Annotated in this window: 16 protein-coding genes and 1 pseudogene; 13 read left to right on the top strand and 4 right to left on the bottom strand. The window is 59.5% G+C overall.

What is annotated here, in order from left to right; all coding sequences use genetic code 11:
- The first annotated feature begins 49 nt into the window (after positions 1-49).
- Positions 50-1,354, top strand: a complete 1,305-nt coding sequence (locus tag AC1Z3V_RS06600; protein ID WP_483497940.1) for a PAN domain-containing protein — start codon at positions 50-52, stop codon at positions 1,352-1,354.
- Between the two features lie 930 nt (positions 1,355-2,284).
- On the opposite strand, the gene AC1Z3V_RS06595 is transcribed toward AC1Z3V_RS06600, so the two are convergent.
- From AC1Z3V_RS06595 to AC1Z3V_RS06585, 3 genes are all read right to left on the bottom strand, one after another.
- On the bottom strand, positions 2,285-4,501 hold the full coding sequence (locus tag AC1Z3V_RS06595) for a xanthine dehydrogenase family protein molybdopterin-binding subunit (RefSeq protein WP_483497938.1): 2,217 nt from the start codon (positions 4,499-4,501) through the stop codon (positions 2,285-2,287).
- Between the two features lie 4 nt (positions 4,502-4,505).
- Positions 4,506-4,964: a (2Fe-2S)-binding protein gene (locus tag AC1Z3V_RS06590; RefSeq protein ID WP_429820613.1), complete on the bottom strand. Its 459-nt coding sequence runs from the start codon at positions 4,962-4,964 to the stop codon at positions 4,506-4,508.
- A 232-nt stretch (positions 4,965-5,196) separates the two neighbouring features.
- The gene (locus AC1Z3V_RS06585) at positions 5,197-6,159 is read right to left on the bottom strand and encodes an AraC family transcriptional regulator (RefSeq protein WP_483497936.1); all 963 of its coding nucleotides are present in this window, start codon (positions 6,157-6,159) and stop codon (positions 5,197-5,199) included.
- 438 nt (positions 6,160-6,597) lie between these two features.
- On the opposite strand from AC1Z3V_RS06585, the gene AC1Z3V_RS06580 reads away from it, so the two are divergent.
- The 8 genes and pseudogenes from AC1Z3V_RS06580 (at position 6,598) to AC1Z3V_RS06545 (ending at position 14,094) form a co-directional block, all read left to right on the top strand.
- Complete coding sequence (locus tag AC1Z3V_RS06580; RefSeq protein WP_483497934.1) at positions 6,598-6,831, top strand: AbrB/MazE/SpoVT family DNA-binding domain-containing protein; 234 nt, start codon at positions 6,598-6,600, stop codon at positions 6,829-6,831.
- Positions 6,828-7,238: a type II toxin-antitoxin system VapC family toxin gene (locus AC1Z3V_RS06575; protein WP_483497932.1), complete on the top strand. Its 411-nt coding sequence runs from the start codon at positions 6,828-6,830 to the stop codon at positions 7,236-7,238. The genes AC1Z3V_RS06580 and AC1Z3V_RS06575 overlap by 4 nt, the downstream gene beginning before the upstream one ends.
- A 10-nt stretch (positions 7,239-7,248) precedes the next feature.
- Positions 7,249-7,872, top strand: a complete 624-nt coding sequence (locus AC1Z3V_RS06570; protein ID WP_483497931.1) for a type 2 periplasmic-binding domain-containing protein — start codon at positions 7,249-7,251, stop codon at positions 7,870-7,872.
- Positions 7,823-9,139 carry an ABC transporter permease subunit gene (locus tag AC1Z3V_RS06565; protein WP_483497929.1) on the top strand — a complete coding sequence of 439 codons (1,317 nt, stop codon included), beginning with the start codon at positions 7,823-7,825 and terminating at the stop codon, positions 9,137-9,139. The genes AC1Z3V_RS06570 and AC1Z3V_RS06565 overlap by 50 nt, the downstream gene beginning before the upstream one ends.
- Entirely contained in the window at positions 9,136-10,260 is a 1,125-nt protein-coding gene (locus tag AC1Z3V_RS06560) for an amino acid ABC transporter permease (RefSeq protein WP_483497927.1), read from the top strand. The genes AC1Z3V_RS06565 and AC1Z3V_RS06560 overlap by 4 nt, the downstream gene beginning before the upstream one ends.
- A 25-nt stretch (positions 10,261-10,285) precedes the next feature.
- Positions 10,286-11,044 carry an amino acid ABC transporter ATP-binding protein gene (locus AC1Z3V_RS06555; protein WP_483497925.1) on the top strand — a complete coding sequence of 253 codons (759 nt, stop codon included), beginning with the start codon at positions 10,286-10,288 and terminating at the stop codon, positions 11,042-11,044.
- Positions 11,045-11,089: 45 nt separating this feature from the next.
- The gene (locus tag AC1Z3V_RS06550) at positions 11,090-12,406 is read left to right on the top strand and encodes a D-serine ammonia-lyase (protein WP_483497924.1); all 1,317 of its coding nucleotides are present in this window, start codon (positions 11,090-11,092) and stop codon (positions 12,404-12,406) included.
- A gap of 487 nt (positions 12,407-12,893) precedes the next feature.
- Positions 12,894-14,094 (top strand): annotated as a pseudogene (locus AC1Z3V_RS06545) (ATP-binding protein).
- Positions 14,095-14,346: 252 nt separating this feature from the next.
- On the opposite strand, the gene AC1Z3V_RS06540 reads toward AC1Z3V_RS06545, so the two are convergent.
- Positions 14,347-15,249, bottom strand: coding sequence for a LysR family transcriptional regulator (locus AC1Z3V_RS06540; RefSeq protein WP_483499573.1), 903 nt, complete (start codon positions 15,247-15,249; stop codon positions 14,347-14,349).
- Between the two features lie 154 nt (positions 15,250-15,403).
- Between AC1Z3V_RS06540 and AC1Z3V_RS06535 the strand changes: the two genes are divergently transcribed.
- From AC1Z3V_RS06535 to AC1Z3V_RS06520, 4 genes are all read left to right on the top strand, one after another.
- Positions 15,404-16,129 (top strand): SDR family oxidoreductase, encoded by a 726-nt coding sequence (locus AC1Z3V_RS06535; RefSeq protein ID WP_483497923.1) that lies wholly within the window; start codon positions 15,404-15,406, stop codon positions 16,127-16,129.
- Between the two features lie 196 nt (positions 16,130-16,325).
- On the top strand, positions 16,326-17,018 hold the full coding sequence (locus AC1Z3V_RS06530) for a type 1 glutamine amidotransferase domain-containing protein (RefSeq protein ID WP_483497922.1): 693 nt from the start codon (positions 16,326-16,328) through the stop codon (positions 17,016-17,018).
- Between the two features lie 94 nt (positions 17,019-17,112).
- On the top strand, positions 17,113-17,952 hold the full coding sequence (locus AC1Z3V_RS06525; protein WP_483497920.1) for a type 1 glutamine amidotransferase domain-containing protein: 840 nt from the start codon (positions 17,113-17,115) through the stop codon (positions 17,950-17,952).
- Between the two features lie 349 nt (positions 17,953-18,301).
- The gene (locus AC1Z3V_RS06520; protein WP_483497919.1) at positions 18,302-18,838 is read left to right on the top strand and encodes a cupin domain-containing protein; all 537 of its coding nucleotides are present in this window, start codon (positions 18,302-18,304) and stop codon (positions 18,836-18,838) included.

Below are 18,838 nucleotides of genomic sequence, written 5' to 3'. Positions count from 1 at the left end.
AGTTTGATCAATGTTCTTTGAATATAAAAGAGCGTGGGAGTATCAGGTCTTGCCGAGTTTTCCGTTCGGCCTCAGTCGCATCTTGGCATTCTGCTTGGCCGTCTCGCTTCTGAGTAATGTCGCATTCGCCGCGACGAAGAAATTTGGTCCCTTTTCGTTCGAGGAGAGTGACCCGAGCGTTATCACGCTCACCGGCGAGATCGACCTTTATTCTGCTTTGAATTTCAGGCGAGCACTCCATGCTTCCCAAAAGGCTCGGCTGCTCGTCCTCGATAGCGTCGGCGGCGCTGTCCAGATGGCACTGCTGATTGCTGACGACGTGCACGAACGGGGCCTCTCCACCTTTATTCCGAAAGGAAAAGGCTGCTATTCGGCCTGCGCCTTCATTTTTATGGCGGGTGCCGAACGCCAGGTCGACGGTGAGCTTGGTGTTCACCAAATCTCCAGCGAAACGAACGACCTCGTGAACGCACAGCTGTCGATTTCCGATATCATCGATATGCTAGCTCGCTTCGATACGCCGGCGGAAGTCATGACAACGATGTTCAAAACGCCTCCGTCCCAGATGCATGTGTTCTCGAGCGAGGAAATCGATCGCTACAAGCTCAACCGTAAAGCCGCGTTGACGGCCTCGAATGGGCCGATCCCCACAACGGCGGCCGTCTTTCTTCAGGGTGCACCATCGTCGACGACAAATTCGACCGAGGCCCCCGCTTCCGATCCAAATAGCGAAAAGGTTGCCTCTTCTAGTCCCTCGCTGATTGATCCCGGCCAAAGCGGGAAAATGTCGGCGATCGAGGAGTTTGCCCGGAAGCCGACGCGTATTGCCGTCTACACTGGCCTCGACCTATTTGGCGATGACCTCACTTCGAAAAGGACGGCCGACGTCGCCGAATGCGCCACGAGCTGTCTGGAGATGAACGGCTCCTGTAAAGCGTTCACCTTTAATGCCAATCCGAAGATTGTGCGCGGACCGAACTGTTTCCTGAAAGCAAACGAAGGTCGAGCCGATGGCAACTTGGTCGCGATCTCGGGAAAATTCCTGGCGAGCGCGGACCCCGATCCAACGTCATTTAGCATGGGCACGATCGACCCAAAGAAGGCGCTGTTCGAGGATGTGGATCTGCCTGGAGGCGATCTCGGCGTCCGTGCGTCGATCTCTAATGCAACGCCTTTGCAGTGCCGACTGGCTTGCATCGACAATGACCGGTGCGTCGCCTTCACCTATATCAAAAAGAAGCGGGAGTGCTGGTTGAAAGGCGCCGTCGGCACACCTCTCTTCAAGTCCGGCATGATTTCCGGAGTGAAGAGTTTTCAAACGTTCGCACCGGCGAAAGTCATCGGACTCGATTGACCATCTGCACAACGTGCCGATTCCCACGCCTTGAGCGGAATCGAACCGTTGGCACCGCTTTCTGTGGCCCCATGGGTCGCGGCTCGGGAACCATTAGAGACGACGCGCCAAAGCCGAGACACTATCTGTGGGCGACTGTTGAACGGCGAATGTGGTGCAACCATCAACCTCAAGAATTTCCACTGGCGGCTAGTCTTTCAGGACCAGCTCATCGTCCAAACCTTCATTCCTCCCTGAAAGCGCGGGCGCAATCAACTGTTACGATTACGCTCCGGTGCCTGTCGTTTTCTGCGATCCCGTCCGCAACCGATCTCCCGCGCGCCACCGCCTGGCTGTCGCTAGCATGAAACGCTCCGACGTGATCGCGATTGACCGTCCCAAGAAGATGAATGTGAAAGAGGTATCGACGCATCTTCGTACTCGAACACCGGCATGGCTTTCTACTTCTTAGCAGTTTCTAACGTTCTTTGCGCGTGACAGTTGCGTGACGCGCCGCCCCGTTGCCCTGTTAGGGCGCTATCATCCGTTCATCTGTCTGGTTGCAAGCGGGCTCTGCGTTCCGAAATGGTTCGATACCAGAGGCTGGACCTCTGGCGGGACCGACCGAACCTCTCTCAAGTAACGCTCCATGGGTGTCTCGAGGCCCTTGGACGCTTGGCGGAATCACCACCATCACGCAACCGTTCGAAGAGCCTGGAATCTTACCGGGGATGTCGATCCTATCCTTGCCTTGAAGGGGGTCGAACCAACGACCTGTTGTTCCAATTCCCCATTTCAGCTGGATTCTGTAAGGTGTCGCTTGAACTTGGCTTGTTGGAATGACCCCTGTGGAGCGTTAGCCGGCGGACTGCTTTCGGGGAGCAGGCGCTGAAAGCGCCGAAGGTCTGGCCTCATGCCCAACCGGCCATGCGGCCGGCCGGGCATGCGAGATCACGTGTTGAGCGATCTCACGAATGGCATGACGCGGATCCGCTTGCCGAGCGCCCTGTAGGCGGCGTTGGCGACTGCCGGGCCGATGGGCGGAACGCCGGGCTCGCCGATGCCGGAAGGCGGATTGGCGGAGGCGACGATGTGAACTTCGACCTTTGGCATCGCATCTATCCTGAGCGGTGTGTAAAGGTCGAAATTGCCCTGGTCGACCTTGCCGTCCGTCAGCGTGATCTCCTCGCCGAGTATCGCCCCCAGCCCAAAGCCGATTCCGCCCTCCACTTGGGCGCGGACCTGGTCCGGATTGATCGCCAGACCGCAATCGACAGCGGCGACGACGCGCTCGACCTGGATCTGTCCGTTTCCGTCAGTAGAAACTTCGGCGATCTCGGCCACAACGGAGCCGAAGCTCTCGGCGATGGCAACCCCTCGGAAGCGCCCCTCGGGCAAGGGCTTCTGCCATTCCGCCTTTTCCGCCGCCAGCTTGAGGACGGTCGCGTGGCGCGACTGCGGGTCAAGCATCGAAAGCCGGAATTCTACCGGATCTCGTCCTGCCGCCTCGGCCACCTCGTCCAGGAAGGTTTCGGCTGCGAAGGCGGTATGGGTCGAGCCGACGGAGCGCCACCACAGAACCGGAACGCCGACCTCAGTTGTGGTCAAGCCCACCGTCTGGTTCGGGATGGCATAAGGCAGATTGTTGGCCCCTTCGACCGAGGTCGGGTCGACCCCATTCTTGACCATTCCGTCAAACGCAGTCTTCGCCATGATGGACTGGCCGACAATGTGGCTGCTCCATGCAACTAGCTTTCCGCTTTCATCGATGCCCGCCTTGAGGCTATGCACATAGGCGGGCCGGTAGCGCCCCGCGCGCATGTCATCCTCCCGAGTCCACTGCACCTTTACCGGCGCGCGGAAACCGAGGGCCTTGGCCACATGCACCGCCTCGACGACGACGTCACCGTCGAACACGGCCCGCCGGCCAAAGCTGCCGCCAGTCTTCATGACGTTGAGCCGTACCTTTTCGGGGCCAATCCCAGCCACTTGTCCGGCAAGCATCTGGTATACGTCCGGGAACTGATGCCCACCCCAAATCTCGAGCGTGCCGTCCTCGTTCATGCGCGCCACCGCATTCAGCGGTTCCATGGCGGCATGCGCGAGATAAGGGAACTCGAAATTTGCCTCGATTACCTTCGTTGCGCCCGCGAAGGCTGTTTCGACGTCGCCCTCGTTGCGCGCAAGCGTGGCCGGCGTCTTCTTCGCAAGGTCCCTATACGCAGACATCAGCTCAGCCGTGCCGCGCTTCTCCGCCGCCGTTTCGTCCCAATTGGCGGTGACCGCCTCGCGGCCTTTGATTGCCGCCCACATGTTTTCACCGACGACGGCAATGCCCCGAGGCGTTTCGACGACGTCGACCACTCCCTTGACGGCGCGCGCGGCTGAGGCGTCGAAGGACTTTGCCTTGGCGCCGAACAGCGGCGGATGGATCATCACGGCGGTCAACATGCCGGGAAGCTTGATGTCGATCGTGTACTGCTCCGTCCCGTTTGCCTTGCGGGCGCTGTCGAAACGCTTCAGCCCGGCATTGCCGATCAGCTTCCAGTCGCTCGGCTGCTTGAGTGCCACGTCCGTGGGCACCGGCATTGTCGCCGCCTTTGCGGCGAAGACGCCGAAGCCGCCGCTCTTGCCGGATGGATGGGCAAGAGTGCCGTTCTCGACGGTGATCTCTGCCGCGGAAACACCCCATTCGGAGGCAGCGGCGGCGACCAGCATGGAGCGGGCCGCGGCACCCGCCTTGCGATAGCGCTCCCACGAGGACGCCATCGACGTGGATCCGCCGGTGCCCTGGAAGGCGCCGCCAAAGGCGAGGTTGCCATAGGCCTTCACGTCGCCGGCGGCCCCCTTCACTTCGATCGTGGACCAGTCGGCATCGAGTTCTTCCGCCACCAGTGTGGCAATGCCGTTATAAGAGCCCTGGCCCATCTCAAACTGTGACGAAAGGACGGTCACTTTTCCGTCGCCGTCGATCGTGACGTAGGGGGAAAAGGCATGTGAAGCGCCGGTCGTCGCTGCCTCGCCCGCTACCGCCGGGGACGCGGACAGAAGGCGAAAGCCGACGGCTATGCCAGTACCTGCAGCAAGGGCACCAATGAGGAACTGTCGCCGCGATGCCTGCGCTTTCGCGGCCGGAAGGAAAACCGATTGCATGAGTTTGGGTAGCATGGCTTCAACCCTCCAGACGCTTAGCGGCTTCGTGAATGCCGGCTCGGATTCGGTGATAGGTGGCGCAACGACAGAGATTGCCCGACATGGCCGTGTCGATGTCCTCATCGCTCGGCTTCGGATTGTTCGCCAGGAGGTCTGTCGCCGACATGATCTGCCCCGACTGGCAGTAGCCGCACTGCGGGACGTCGAGATCGGCCCAGACTGCCTGAACCGTTTCCGCGACCTTTCCCGTGAGGCCCTCGATGGTCGTGACCTTTGCGCCTTCGATGTCACCGACCAAGGTCTGACAAGACCGAACCGGCGAACCGTCGACATAGACCGTGCAGGCACCGCACTGCGCCATGCCACAGCCGAACTTCGTCCCTGTTAGTCCAACCAGATCGCGGATCACCCAAAGAAGCGGCATATCCGCCTCGGCCTCGACCGTGTGTTCGACGCCGTTGATCGTTACAATTGCCATGATGCTCTCCTCGCGTTCGGGCGCGTGGTCTCGGGATACTTATCCGGAAACCCCGCTTCACGCGCCGCGGCCATTCGCCAGACCACGGCTGCAGCTTAGAAGACCATCCTGCACGCTGGTAGGTTCGATCCTGTCAGATTATTGCCCATTCCTCTTGGCCTGACGAAATTGTGATCATGACAAAAGATGCGCAAGCGCACCAACGGGCGCTCCACTTATGTTCGGCAGCACGTCAACCGACGGAGTCGCGTCTTTTCGAGTCGCTGGCGCTGAGGATTGCCTTGATGTCTCGGAGCGGCGGATGACCGAAGGCGCGCCGATATTCCCTGTTGAACTGTGTCTGGCTTTCGTAGCCGACGCGCAGCGCGGCGGTTGCGGCGTCGAGCGATTCCGAAAGCATCAGTTCCCGCGCATGATGCAGCCGCAGGTGCTTTTGGAACTGCAGCGGGCTCATGGCTGTCATCGCGCGGAAATGGTGGTGCAACGTGGACATCCCCATGTTCGCAATCTCCGCGAGTTCTTCGACACGAAGCGGCCGCGCATAGTTTTCTTTCAGCCACGCGACGGCCTTCGCCACCCGGTTACTGTTCGTGCCAGCGAGCGCGAAACGCCGCAGCCGCGCGCCTTGCTCGCCGGTCAGCAGCCGATAGAGGATCTCGCTCTGGATTTGACTGGCCAGGAACGGGATGTCCGCTGGCCTGTTCGCGAGCGAAATCAGTCGCAATAAGGCGTCGAACAGTTCCGGTGTGGCAGCGCCAACCGCGACGCCGAGATCGCGTTCGGGTGCATCCGGCGGCTGTATGTCGTAATCGGAGATGATTCGACGCAGCTTTTCGAGATCGAGGCGCAGCGTGGCTGCCACATAGGGCTCACTCTCGCTCGCCTCGCAGATCTGGCCGGTCATCGGCAGGCCGATGGCGGTCATGAAGAAGCAGGATTCATCGTAAACGAGCATTTCGTTTCCGACATGGGTACGCTTGCTTCCCTTGATGATGAGCGCCACGCTTGGTTCGGAGACGCTGGAAAACGGGCCGGCTGGCTCGATGATGCGATAGAGCGAAAGTCCCGGAACAGGGTGGCCATAGCGAACGCCGTCCCATGGCAGTTGCGAGAGCATGTCGAGAATCCGCGCCCGAAGGGGCGCGGTTTCCTCGCGCAGGTCGCGTTGCTGCATAATCGTCTCGCTCGTTGCCATGCCCTCGCGTCCCTCCGACCGGCTCATCAAATTGGCGTCTTATCATATTATTTTGACCTCGACAGGAATAGGCAACCAGAACGCCGGAGCGCGCGGCGAAGCAGCAATTGACGGGAAGGCTACGGTCAGCAGCGACAATTGTGGGCGCATGGGGCGCTTTATTGAAACCGCTGGCTGGTGAACGCATCAAGGCCTTTTTGCCACCTCCCTGCCGAATCCGCCAATTGCAATCACTGGCCTGCTGGGCTGTCTGAGCGCGGCCGGCAAAAGCGCTAAGATCGCGGTCGCGGAATCTCCTGGTCGGCATCTTTGGATCCTGCGCGAATATCTAACTTTGGCGCCGGAGCGCTTCCTGGCGATTGTTCGTCATCCAATTCTCTTGAAAACCGAGCCGCGAAGTAATACCTTCGAAAAATCAGTCCTTACATCGGTTCGACAATGACGACGACTGTTACAGCGAAGGGGCAGATTACGATCCCCAAACCAGTGCGCGACCTCTTGGGTATAGTGCCCGGCAGCAAGATTGATTTCCGCCGTGCACCGGATGGAAGCATAGTGCTCGTCCATGCCGCTAAGAAACAGCAACCCAGCCGCTTCGCACAATTGCGGGGGCATGCCGGCAAAGGGCTGGATACCGACGCGATCATGGCTCTCACGCGTGGCGAACCGTGATATTCGTAGACACGAATGTTCTTCTCGACATCGTAACCGATGATCCGACATGGGCCGATTGGTCCATAGCGCAACTCGAAAACGCAAGTCTTGGGGGGACACTATGGATCAACGATATTGTCTATGCAGAACTCGCCGTTCGCTACGATCGGATCGAAGAAGTCGACGCGCTCCTTGATCGAGCCGGGTTAGAACTCGCGCCAGTCCCGCGGGAGGCTCTCTTTCTAGCAAGCAAGGTTTTCACGCGATACCGCAAAGCAGGGGGAACGAGAACCGGCGTTCTCCCAGACTTCTTCATCGGTGCCCATGCGGCCGTCAGCGGGCTACCATTGCTCACGCGTGATGTTGCTCGCTATCGAACCTATTTCCCGACACTGACATTGATTGCGCCGGATTTGCCGACCTAATCGCAGCTGATTGAGACGACGGTCGCACCGGGCACCCACTCCGCTTGCGCTCTCGTATTGGACGACGGCGACCGAGACAGTCCTGACGGCAGCTTTCAAGGCGCGTGGCTGGAAGGACTCCAAGGTTCTGACCTACGAAAACCTCGAGAAGCTCTTCTCCGCCCTCAACTCCGGCCGTTGCAACGCAATGAGCACCGACAAGTCCGCGCTCGCCGCCTGGGCCGGAAATGCCCCCACGCCCACCGACTATCTTATCCTCCCAGACACACTGGATAAGTCACCGTTCGGCGGCTTCGTCGTCGCCAACGACTCCAAGTGGCGCAACGCCCTTCGCTGGATTGAATACGGTCTCTTCCAGGCTGAAGAATCCGACATCTCGCAGGCCAATCTCGCCGAGAAGCTCAAGAGCGAAGACCCGTTCATCCAGAAGTTCCTGGGTGTGGACGGCGGCTACGGCAAGGACTTCGGTCTCTCCGACGACTTCATCGCTCAGGCGGTCAAGGTCGTCGGCAACTACGGCGAAGTCTACGACCGCAATCTCGGTCCGAAGACCAAGATGTATCTTGATCGCAAGGGCACGCCCAATGCGCTCTGGACGCAGGGTGGAGCAATCTACTCCCCGCTCTGGAACTGATGCACGCCGAGGGGTCGGGGCTCAAGCTCCGGCCCTCAGGCACTGGGAGCCGAAAATGACAATCCATGAAACGAGTGCGGTCCGCGGCATGGTAGACCATGATCACCAGAAGTCACGGCGCCTGCGCAACCGAATACGGCACGAAGCAATCCAATTTGGCGTCATCGCCATCGTCGTGGCGCTCCTCGGACTGCTGGCTTGGGCCGTCAAATCCGGACTCGCCGAGAAAGGCATCCGGTTCAGCTTCTCGTTCCTTGCGAACACGGCGGGCTTCGACATCAGTGAAGGTTGGACGCTGACCTCCGGCGAGAGCTTCCTTCCCCATTTCACGCTCTTTACGCCCGACATGACGGTTGCATCGGCTTTCGTCACCGGCATCTTCAATACCGCGAAGGTCGCGATCCTTGCAATCATCCTCAGCACCGTTCTCGGCACAATGCTCGGGGTCGGCCGCCTCTCGACCAACTGGATCGTGCGCAATCTCTGTTTCTGGATCGTCGAGTTCGTACGCAACACACCGCTGCTGATTCAGCTCGTATTCTGGTATTTCGCTGTCGTTCTGCGCTTTCCGCCCATGGCATCGGCCGCGCATTTCTACGGTCTGATCGTTAGCCAGCAAGGCGTCTACGTCCCTTCCCTTTCATGGGTTGGCGGCGATTCCATCCTTTCGATTGCCCTAGCCACACTCATTCTGGTTTCCGTTGTCGGAGCCATCTACGATCCCACCAAGGGCCCACGGCGCGTCAGCGTTGCCGCAACCGTCATCTGCTTCGCACTCCTCTTCGCCACGGGCGGCGTAGAACTGAACTTCCCGGTTGCCAACAAGTTCAAGGCCAGTGGCGGCACTAGCATCAGCCCGGAAATGGCGGCTCTCCTCCTCGCGATCGTCGTGAACAGCGCTTCATTCATCGCCGAGACTGTCCGAGGTGCTATCGACGCGCTGCCTAAATCGCAATGGGAGGCCGCAGCTTCGCTCGGACTGAGCCGACGCTACACCGTGAACGACATCGTGCTTCCCCAGGTGTTCCGTGTGGTCCTGCCGTCGTTCGGCAACCAGTACATCAGCCTGACAAAGAACACCGCCCTGGGCATTGCTGTCGGCTATCCCGATCTCTTCAACATTTACGGAACGATCGCCAACCAGACGGGCCATAGCCTCGAAGGCATCCTCATCGTGATGGCATCCTATCTGATCCTGAGCTGGATCATCAGCACGCTCGTCTACTGGGCAAACCGCCGTCTGAATCCAATGGGAGATCCGCGATGATCGCCACCTCAATCAAGTGGACCCGTCACAACCTTTTCGGCAAGCCTTTAGACGTCGTCCTGTCTCTGCTTGTGATTCCGGGCGTCCTCTGGCTCGCCTATTCCATAACCGACTGGGCATTTGCGTCAGCGAAGTGGGACATCGTCGTGCAGAGCCTTCGGGTTCTCATGATCGGCGTGCTTCCGGCAGACCAGGCGTGGCGAGCCTGGACCGCCTCGGCAATCATCGGCGCAATCCTCGGCGCGGGACTCGGCTGTGTCTTCTCGTTCAAGCCGCACCACGGCCTTGTTCTCCTGCTGGTGCCGCTTCTGCTGCTGATCGTGAATGACGGCCTCACAAACACACTGCCGGCTACCGGTATCATCGCATCGACCATACTTGGCTGGGCACTGACATCCTCTCTGCCATTGTCCCGAAAGGTCCTTCCGGCCGCAGCATTTACAGGCTTCATCGTCATCGTGGCCGTGATGGCTCCTCCGGGTGTCGGACTTTGGGGTGGGCTGCTTCTCAGCGTGCTTCTCACGCTCGTCACATCGGTTCTTTCCCTGCCGATCGGAATCCTTCTTGCCTTTGGTCGCCAGAGCCGCCTGTCGAGCCTGCGGATCATCTGCACCTGGTACATCGAAGTGATGCGCTCCGTCCCTCTGATCCTGGTCGTCTACTGGATCTGGATTCTGATGCCGGTATTGGCGCCCCAATGGGGACTGGCCGACGTCGCGCGGGGCATGATCGGCTTCGCGATATTCTACTCTGCATACGTGGCCGAATACGTTCGAAGCGGCTTGCAGGCAGTGCCGCGGGCGCAGACCGAAGCGGCGCGTTCTCTTGGCATGAGCGAGTTCGATATCAACCGCTCGATCGTTCTGCCCCAAGCGCTCCGGGTCGTCGTCGCCCCGCTTGTCGGCAACGTGCTCGACATCTTCAACTCGGCACCGCTGGTATTCATCATCGGCCTCACGGACTTCCTACGCGCCGGGCAGATGATCCTCGCGAACCCGCAGTATGGGGATCGGACGTTCGAAGTCCTCTCGTTCCTTCTCGTCACCTATTTCGTCATCGGCTCGATGATCACCTACGCGGCGAGAAAGCTCGAAGACCACATGGCATCGGGCACCCGCTGATCCGATGAACAACGGAGACTCAACGATGAACGCCATCGTCGAAATGAAGAGCATGAACAAGTTCTACGGCACTCACCATGTGCTCAAGGACATTGATCTCGCCGTCACCCGCGGCGAAGTGATGGTCATCCTCGGAGCCAGCGGATCCGGTAAGTCGACACTGATCCGATGCGTCAATGGCCTCGAGATGTATCAGCACGGCAGCCTCGTCGTGGACGGCTTCGAGATGCCGGTCGAGGCGGATCGGCGGCTTGGCGGCGAGCGCGAGCTGGCCCAGATCCGCAAGGGCGTCGGCATGGTGTTCCAGCAGTTCGGTCTCTTCCCGCACAAGACCGTGCTCGACAACATCACCATTGCTCCGATGCGCGTCCGCAACAAGACGCGCGAAGATGCGGAGGCGACGGCGATGAAGCTTCTCGACCGCGTCGGCCTGAGGGCTCATGCGCAGAAGTACCCGGGGCAACTGTCTGGCGGCCAGCAACAGCGCGTGGCGATTGCCCGCTCGTTGGCGATGGAACCGCACTTGATGTTGTTTGACGAGCCCACGAGCGCACTCGACCCGGAAATGGTTGGCGAAGTCCTCGATGTCATGCGCGAACTCGCCGCCTCCGGCATGACGATGATGGTCGTGACGCACGAGATGGGTTTTGCAAGGGAAGTCGCTGACCGCGTGGTCTACATCGACCAGGGGTCAATCCTCGAGATCGGCAAGCCGGACGAATTCTTCGACAACCCCAAAAACGATCGCGCGCGCTCCTTCCTTGCGCGTGTCCTTAAGCACTGACGGGAGAGCCATATGTCCCGATCCACGAACACATTGGAAATTGACATGAACGCGATACTGCCTGCCGAACCTGCGCGCGACGACGTCCTCGCAGCCCGCCAGACGCTGTGGCTCAATCCCCTATACAGAAAGCAGGCGATCGTGTCCTCGCACCTGCCGATCTCGACAGCCGACGTTGAGCAGGCTCGGGCAAACTGGCAGCGCCTTGCACCCCTCCTCGCCAAGTGCTTTCCGGAGCTGGAGTCCTCTGGGGGTGCTATCCGTTCCGAACTGGTCGAACTCAGGGAACTCCGCGAAGCTCTCGGCTACGGCCCACCGGAATTCGGAAACGTGTTCATCAAGGCCGACAGCCACTTGCCCGTCGCCGGCTCGATCAAGGCCCGCGGCGGTGTCTACGAAGTGTTTCTGTTTGCGGAGACCCTGGCGAGTGAAAACGGGCTGTTTTCCGGCAGTGAGGACATCCGCAAGCTGGCAACCGAAGAGCTTCGGACGTTCTATTCGAAATATACCGTCGCCGTCGGCAGTACGGGCAACCTGGGCCTGAGCGTCGGGATCGCTGCGCGTTCTCTCGGGTTCAACGCCACCGTCCACATGTCCTCGGACGCCAAGGCCTGGAAGGTCGAGCGCCTCCGGAAACTGGGCGTCGAGGTCATTCAGCACGAAGCGGACTATACGACTGCCGTGGAGAACGCCCGCGACATCGCCGACGCCGATCCGACCATCTATTTTGTCGACGACGAGCAGTCCAAACACCTGTTCCTCGGCTATAGCGCGGCCGCATCGGAGCTGGCGACGCAGCTCGCCGAACGCGGGATCGCTGTCGATGCCGATAAGCCCCTTTTCCTCTATCTGCCCTGCGGCATCGGTGGTGCCCCTGGCGGGGTCGCGGCCAAGGCGATCTTCGGCGACAACGTGCATGCCTTCTTCGTCGAACCCGTGCAGTCGCCCTGCGCCCTCGTCCACATGATGTCCGGCTCGCAGGAACTGGTTTCGGTCTATGATGTCGGACTGACGAACAAGACGGAAGCTGATGGTATGGCCGTCGCTCGAATGTCTGCTTTTGTGGCGATAGTGATGCGCGAAATGCTCGCGGGTGTCTTCACCGTCGCTGACGACGAACTGCTCAGGCTGGTTCAGATAGCATGGACGGTTCAGGGGCAGAGATTGGAACCCTCGGCTGCAGCGGCGCTTTTAGGGCCACGGTTTCTGGTCGACCACAAGGAGGGCCAGAGGTTCCAGGATGAGCAAGGCCTCCGCGTCAAGATGGCGAAGGCCACGCATGTTCTTTGGACAACGGGCGGCTCGTATGTTCCCGAAGAACAGTTTCAAGCCTTTCTCCTACAGGCGGCAGCGCTAGGGTAATAGCTTCAGCCCTTGCAATCATCCGCTGGGAACCGGAAGCCGATCACCAACCCTCGTCTTGAAGGGTGATACCCAGAACCTTGACCCCTGGGCCGGGTGACCATTTCAATTGCGTTCGCATCCCCGCAGATAGCAGTCGAAGCGTTAACCCTCTGTTAACCACAGAAATTCAGGAAGAACCCCGAAAAGATCCTGCTGAATCTCGACAACGTAGAACCGTGCCAGATTGCCGGTTGTATCGACACGTTCCAGATAGATGTCTCTTGCGCTGCTTGTCATGCGCCGAGTATCGATCCATGCGTCGGACACGTCCAATGAGTTCCATGAATCGGATAGCTGCCATCGATTCACGACTTTGATGGGTCACTCCGAACGAGAACTGGTGCTGACGGCTTCTAACGCTCCCCGTGTTGGCGAACGGTCCCGCGCGCGAAGAACGGACTCAATAATTGACCGCAAATCAAAAATATGATTTACGATTTACGGCATGATGATTTCGCGACCTCGTATCGAAGCTGCCCTTGAGCGTGCCTTGGCACGCGCGCCCGTCGTCGCGCTGATTGGCGCACGACAGGTTGGCAAGACCACGCTTGCCCGCAAGCTTGCGGATCGAGCGAAAGGCACACTCTATCTGGATCTGGAACGGATAGCAGATCGCCGCAAGCTGGAGGATGCAGAAGCATTCCTTCAAGCCCAGGCTGGGCATTTGACGGTGCTGGACGAGGTACAGCGGCTGCCTGAGTTGTTCGCCGAATTACGAGGGATCGTTGACGATCGGCGCGCCGGAGGCGAGCGATCCATGCAATTTCTGTTGCTGGGCTCAGCATCTTTGGACCTGATCCAGCAGGTATCGGAAACGCTGGCAGGGCGAATTGTATATCTTCGAGATGCCACCGATTGGCGCGGAAGAGGCTGTAGCGGCTTCTATTGATATCGACCGGCTGTGGCTGCGCGGCGGCTTTCCCGATAGCCTGACCGCGGCAACGGACGAGGACAGCTACCTCTGGCGGCAGGCTTTTGTCCGGAGCTACCTTGAGCGCGATGTCCCCATGTTTGCTCCGCGCATGCCGGCCGCAACGATCGGTCGTCTTTGGACGATGTTGGCCAACGGACAAGGAAATACACTTAACAGCGCGCGGCTCGCCCAGGGCCTGGGTGTGTCGGCGCCCATGATTGGCCGGTATATTGATCTTCTTGTTGATCTCATGCTGGTTCGGCGCCTCCAGCCATGGAGCGGCAATCTCGGAAAGCGCCTCGTGAAGTCGCCCAAGATTTACGTCCGTGACAGCGGGCTTGTCCACGCTCTCCTGGAAATCGGCACGCTCAATCAATTGTTAGGACACCCCGTTGTCGGGCCAAGCTGGGAGGGGTTTGTAATAGAGACGCTTATCGACGCGGCTGGGCCTGATGTGGCTCCTTTGTTCTACAGAACGGCCGACGGTGCAGAGATCGACTTGGTGTTTGAACAAGCTGGCAAGCCAATGGTGGCGATCGAGATCAAGCGCGCCAGCGCTCCGCAAGCCGAGCGCGGGTTCTTTGTCGCCTGTGACGATCTTGACATAGAAAGCAGAATTGTTGTTGGCGCAGGTGCGGATGATTATCCGGCGAAGGGCGGGGCCAAGGTACGCACGCTGCTATCGGCGGTCAAAGAGGTCCGCGAAATTCTGAAATCACCCTTTGCAGCGTAACCAGAATTATGGAACTGGACGGTCATTTTGGAGGTGTTGCTTTTCTGGCAGAGCCGAGTGCGCACGAAGCCCCGTTCTTCCTGAAACTTTGAGGATAGGGCGAAAACGAAAAGGCAACAAACAGCCTATTTCCGATCCTGCAACAGCCAATCCTATGCGCAAGGTCGCCAAAGCATTGTCTTGCAAAGCAAATCGTTCACTCACTCACCCAACTTCACCGCCGAAACCGCACTCTCTGGAACTGTGACGAATCTAAGCCTCTCTGGCAAGGAAATCGATGAGCGTCCGTGTCGCTGTCGAGAGGCGGCGGTGCGGAGCGAAGATGAGTGAAAAAGGCCGGGAACGGCCGCTCGCGTGCTCCAATATATCGACGAGACGTCCCTGTTCGATGCGGTCCCGCACGATAAAGTCGTAGGACTGGCAGATGCCCAGACCGTTTTCTGCCAGTGACACCACGCCCAGTACGTCGTCGAATACCCGGATCCGACCTGGCGGAGTCCAGTCTACGTCGCGACCGTCGACACGAAACAGCCATGGTGCGCACCGGCCCGTGCTCGGCATCACGAACGGCAGACACTGATGTTTCGCTAAGTCTCCAACCGCCCGGGGTACGCCAGCCCGACTGAGATAATGGGGAGAGGCGACCAGCCGTAGCGACGCATCCTCAAGTTTACGCGCCACCAGCCCGCTATCGGGCAAAGGACCAAGGCGGATTGCCAGGTCGTAACCTTCCGCTACAAGATCGACATTGCGGTTGGTGATGCTCAATTCGATCTGAACTTCCGGGTAGGCCTGCGTGAAGCGGTCCAGCATCGCGGGCAGCCGGTAATGACCGTAGGTCGTTGGCACGCTGATGCGGACATGACCCGTCAGCAACGCGCCAGTCGGCCCCTGAATCGCTCGTTCTGCATCGTCGATCATCGAAAATGCGGCGCGTGCCTGTTCGAGGTAGGCACGGCCTTCATCCGTCAGGCTTAAACGTCGGGTGGTCCGGCGCATCAGTTGAGCGCCAAGGCGGGTTTCGAGCCGCGTAATCGCCCTGCTGAGAACCGAGGGCGTCGTCGAAAGCGCAACCGCCCCTTCGGTCATCGAGCCTTTTTCGGCAACGATGACGAATGCCTCCACGTCGCCCAAATGATCAAACCGCCGCCCCATTTTGGCCCCTTGCGAATAAGTCCGTTTCTTCCGAGCAGGTTTATCCCCGATTTTGGCATCAATAAAGTGTTTTAGCCCTCTCTGTCCGGAGGAGGCCGGCTTACGCACTTATTTCCAGACACCACCCCGGCCACAAAATCGAAAGGCAGTCCTTATGACCGAACAACGTACATTTCTCGTGACCGGCGCCAGCAAGGGGATTGGCCGCGCCGTGTCTGAACGGCTTGCCGCGGCGGGCCATCGTGTCATCGGCGTTGCCCGAAGTGGGGATGTCGACCATTTTCCGGGTACTCTCATGTCTGTCGATCTGGCGGATCGTCAGCAGACGGAAAACGCGTTGCGCGATATTTCCGAGCGGTATGGCATCGAGGGGATTGTCAACAATGTCGGACTCGTGCGGCCGCAAGCGCTTGGTGATATCGAACTCGACGCACTCGATGCGGTCCTTCGCCTGAACCTGCATCCCGCCATTCAGGCCGTGCAGGCGGCGTTGCCTCAGATGCGTGCCAACGGCTGGGGCCGTATCGTCAATATTTCCAGCCTCACCATTCTTGGCATCGCCGAGCGGACTGCCTATGCGGCCGCAAAGGCGGCCTTAGTCAGCTTCACCAGGACGTGGGCGCTCGAACTCGCGCGAACAGGCATTACGATCAACGCTGTGGCGCCCGGCCCGATCGAAACAGAACTGTTCCGTGCCAACAACCCCGCGGGCAGCGAGGGAGAGAAACGGTATCTGGCCGGCGTCCCCATGCACCGGCTAGGCAGGCCGGACGAAATCGCAACGGCAATCCAGTTCCTGCTGTCGGAAGATGCCGGTTTTATCACCGGCCAGACGCTGTTTGTCGACGGCGGTGCATCGATCGGCAAGGCAATGCTCTAAACAATTCGCATCAGATGAACGGGAAAAAAGGACAGCGAGCTCGTTCGCCGTGGCGCCGCAGCGTGCTGTTCACCGCCATTCTGTTCTCTTGCGAACAAATGAATTCCCCGGCGGCCCATTTATCCGCCCCACCAGCTTTAATACATTCACATCATCGAAGGCGACCCAACGTCATCCCCGATTTCAGGAGCAGATCATGACAAGCGCAACTCAGGACGTCAAACCGGTTCTCTTCATCCTCACCAGCCATGGCGTCAAAGGCGAAACCGGCGAACCCACCGGCTTCTACCTCGGCGAAGTCACCCATCCCCTCGCCGTCCTAGATGCCGCCGGCATCCCGGTCGAGTTCGCCTCGATCGATGGCGGCGAGCCGCCCGTCGACGGTCTCGACCTCAACGATGGGACCAACGCCCGCTACTGGAACAGCGAAGGCTTCCGCCACGCCATTCGCAACACGACGCGCCTTTCCGACGTCGATCCGAAAAACTACGCCGCCATCTTCTTCGCCGGCGGTCATGGCGCCATGTGGGATTTCCCAACAAGCCCGGCCGTCAACAACGTCGCCCGCGATATTTACGAGGCAGGCGGTGTCGTCGCCGCCGTCTGCCACGGCCCCGCCGCACTGGTCAACATCACGCTGAGCAATGGCGCGCATCTTGTCACCGGCAAGAATGTCGCCGCCTTCACAGATAACGAGGAGCGAGCCGTCAAGTTGGACAAGGTTGTTCCGTTCCTGCTCGCCAGCACCCTTTCTGCCCGTGGTGCGCATCATCATCCGGCCGCCGATTGGACGGCCAAGGTCGTCGTCGATGGAAGGTTGGTCACCGGTCAGAACCCGCAATCTGCCACTGGCGTCGGCGAGGCGCTCCGCGACCTCTTGACCGCATAAACGGGAATACCCCGACCCGATTACACCCGCCAACACGTGATAGAGCCCTTCCCTTCCAAACAGGATCGGGAACGGCCTTCGCATGGAGAAAAACATGAAACTCATCCGCACCCTCGCCATCGCACTTGCTCTTGGAACGAGCACTTTCAGCGCACAGGCAGCCAATGTACTGGTCGTCCTTTCGGATTCCGATCACCTCGATCTAAAGGACGGCAAGGTTTTCGAGACTGGCTTCTACCTCAATGAACTGATGCAGCCCCTCAAGGCGCTGCTCGACGCTGGTCATGACATCACCTTTGCAACGCCGAATGGTACCGCCCCTACCCTCGACAAGTCATCGGTCGACAAGATGCATTTCGGCGGCGACGTCGCTGCCATGGAGGCGAGCAGCGCGCTGCTCGAAAAGCTTAACCTGACGTCGAAGGAGAAGTCGCCGGTCGTCAGCCTCGCCCGCGTCGAGCAGATCGGCTACGACCATTTCGACGCGGTCTATGTGCCGGGCGGTCATGCCCCGATGCAGGATCTTCTGGTCAGCCAGGAAATGGGTAAGCTGCTGACCGATTTCCACATGAAGGGCAAGACCACCGCCCTTGCCTGCCACGGCCCGATAGCGCTGCTCTCGGCATTGCCGGATGCCAAGGGCTTCACAGGTGAGCTCGAAGCAAACGGTACCGCAAAGACCCAGGACTGGATCTATGCCGGATATCAGCTCACCGTCATCAGCAACCAGGAAGAGGAAATGGCCAAGGGCCTGCTGAACGGCGGCGAGATGAAGTTTTACCCGCAAACGGCGCTGGAACAGGCCGGCGCCCGCCACGTCAGCAACCAGACACCGTTTACGCCAAATGTCGTCACGGACCGCGAGTTGATCACCGGACAGAACCCTCTGTCCGCCCCGCGCGTTGCCGAGGAATTGCTGAAGCGGCTGAGGTAAACCGCTGTCGGCAGTCGGATGCCGGTCATCCGCCAGCAAAAATGCAGGCGGATAATCGGTGAGCTACCCCCCGCCGTCCGGTTCCTGAAGCCGCGTTCGATCACGCGAGAGCCACCTACACCGGTTCTCGCGTGATCGAAACTCGACGGAAAGTCGGGCTGTAAGCCCATAACAAAATCCGTGGCGAAGTCGAACGGCTGAAGCCGCCAGGCGGGCAGAAATGGCCTGATAGCGGAAATTATTTCCGGAATGCTTTTCCGCAGCATTGGCTACCCTTCGAGGGAAGCGCCTGCCATCTAGGAACAACAACTCGCAACCGGGTTGCTTAACCACAGCGAAGGAGACTGCGATGAAGACGATTTCTTCCCTTGGGAAGTACATTCCAATGAAGGCAACGCTTGGGACGATGGTGGTCGGAGCTGCGCTTTTGGGTATGACGCTGTCGGCGCCTGCCGCCGACGAGTCGGGCGAGAACATTATCTTGAAAAACCCCGGTTCGCTGAAATGGGAAAAGACCATTCCGGAACTGGGTGACCGGTCCCCTGAATACGCCATCCTCTTTTCTGACCCGAAGACGAAGCTGACGACACTGATGTTCCGCACACCCATCCCGGTGCACATTCCAGCTCATACACATGACCTGGCCGAAACCCATGTCATTCTCGTCGGCGGCACCCATACGTTCGATTCCAGGGGCGTGCGCTACAACATCGAAAACGGCGGCTTCTTCCGCGCGCCCGGTGGCGTCGTCCACGAAGCCTGGCTTCCCGCCGGTTCGCAGACGCTCAACATTCTGGAAAGCGGCTGGGCGGTGAACTGGCTGCGCGAAGGGCCGAGTGTGGCTGACGCCGACCAGTATCCCCCGAAAGATCCGCAGGGCAACTAA

This window comes from Ensifer sp. 38_S197, from assembly GCF_056924495.1.
This window is presented reverse-complemented; position numbering and strand designations above follow the sequence as displayed.

Bases quoted from the DNA above. Each gene is read 5' to 3' on its own strand.
- AC1Z3V_RS06530 (WP_483497922.1), top strand. From the start codon at position 16,326: ATGACAAGCGCAACTCAGGACGTCAAACCGGTTCTCTTCATCCTCACC.
- AC1Z3V_RS06580 (WP_483497934.1), top strand. From the start codon at position 6,598: ATGACGACGACTGTTACAGCGAAGGGGCAGATTACGATCCCCAAACCA.
- AC1Z3V_RS06525 (WP_483497920.1), top strand. From the start codon at position 17,113: ATGAAACTCATCCGCACCCTCGCCATCGCACTTGCTCTTGGAACGAGC.
- AC1Z3V_RS06560 (WP_483497927.1), top strand. From the start codon at position 9,136: ATGATCGCCACCTCAATCAAGTGGACCCGTCACAACCTTTTCGGCAAG.
- AC1Z3V_RS06590 (WP_429820613.1), bottom strand. From the start codon at position 4,964: ATGGCAATTGTAACGATCAACGGCGTCGAACACACGGTCGAGGCCGAG.
- AC1Z3V_RS06550 (WP_483497924.1), top strand. From the start codon at position 11,090: ATGAACGCGATACTGCCTGCCGAACCTGCGCGCGACGACGTCCTCGCA.
- AC1Z3V_RS06540 (WP_483499573.1), bottom strand. From the start codon at position 15,249: ATGGGGCGGCGGTTTGATCATTTGGGCGACGTGGAGGCATTCGTCATC.
- AC1Z3V_RS06520 (WP_483497919.1), top strand. From the start codon at position 18,302: ATGAAGACGATTTCTTCCCTTGGGAAGTACATTCCAATGAAGGCAACG.
- AC1Z3V_RS06535 (WP_483497923.1), top strand. From the start codon at position 15,404: ATGACCGAACAACGTACATTTCTCGTGACCGGCGCCAGCAAGGGGATT.
- AC1Z3V_RS06555 (WP_483497925.1), top strand. From the start codon at position 10,286: ATGAACGCCATCGTCGAAATGAAGAGCATGAACAAGTTCTACGGCACT.
- AC1Z3V_RS06565 (WP_483497929.1), top strand. From the start codon at position 7,823: ATGCGCTCTGGACGCAGGGTGGAGCAATCTACTCCCCGCTCTGGAACT.
- AC1Z3V_RS06595 (WP_483497938.1), bottom strand. From the start codon at position 4,501: ATGCTACCCAAACTCATGCAATCGGTTTTCCTTCCGGCCGCGAAAGCG.
- AC1Z3V_RS06585 (WP_483497936.1), bottom strand. From the start codon at position 6,159: ATGGCAACGAGCGAGACGATTATGCAGCAACGCGACCTGCGCGAGGAA.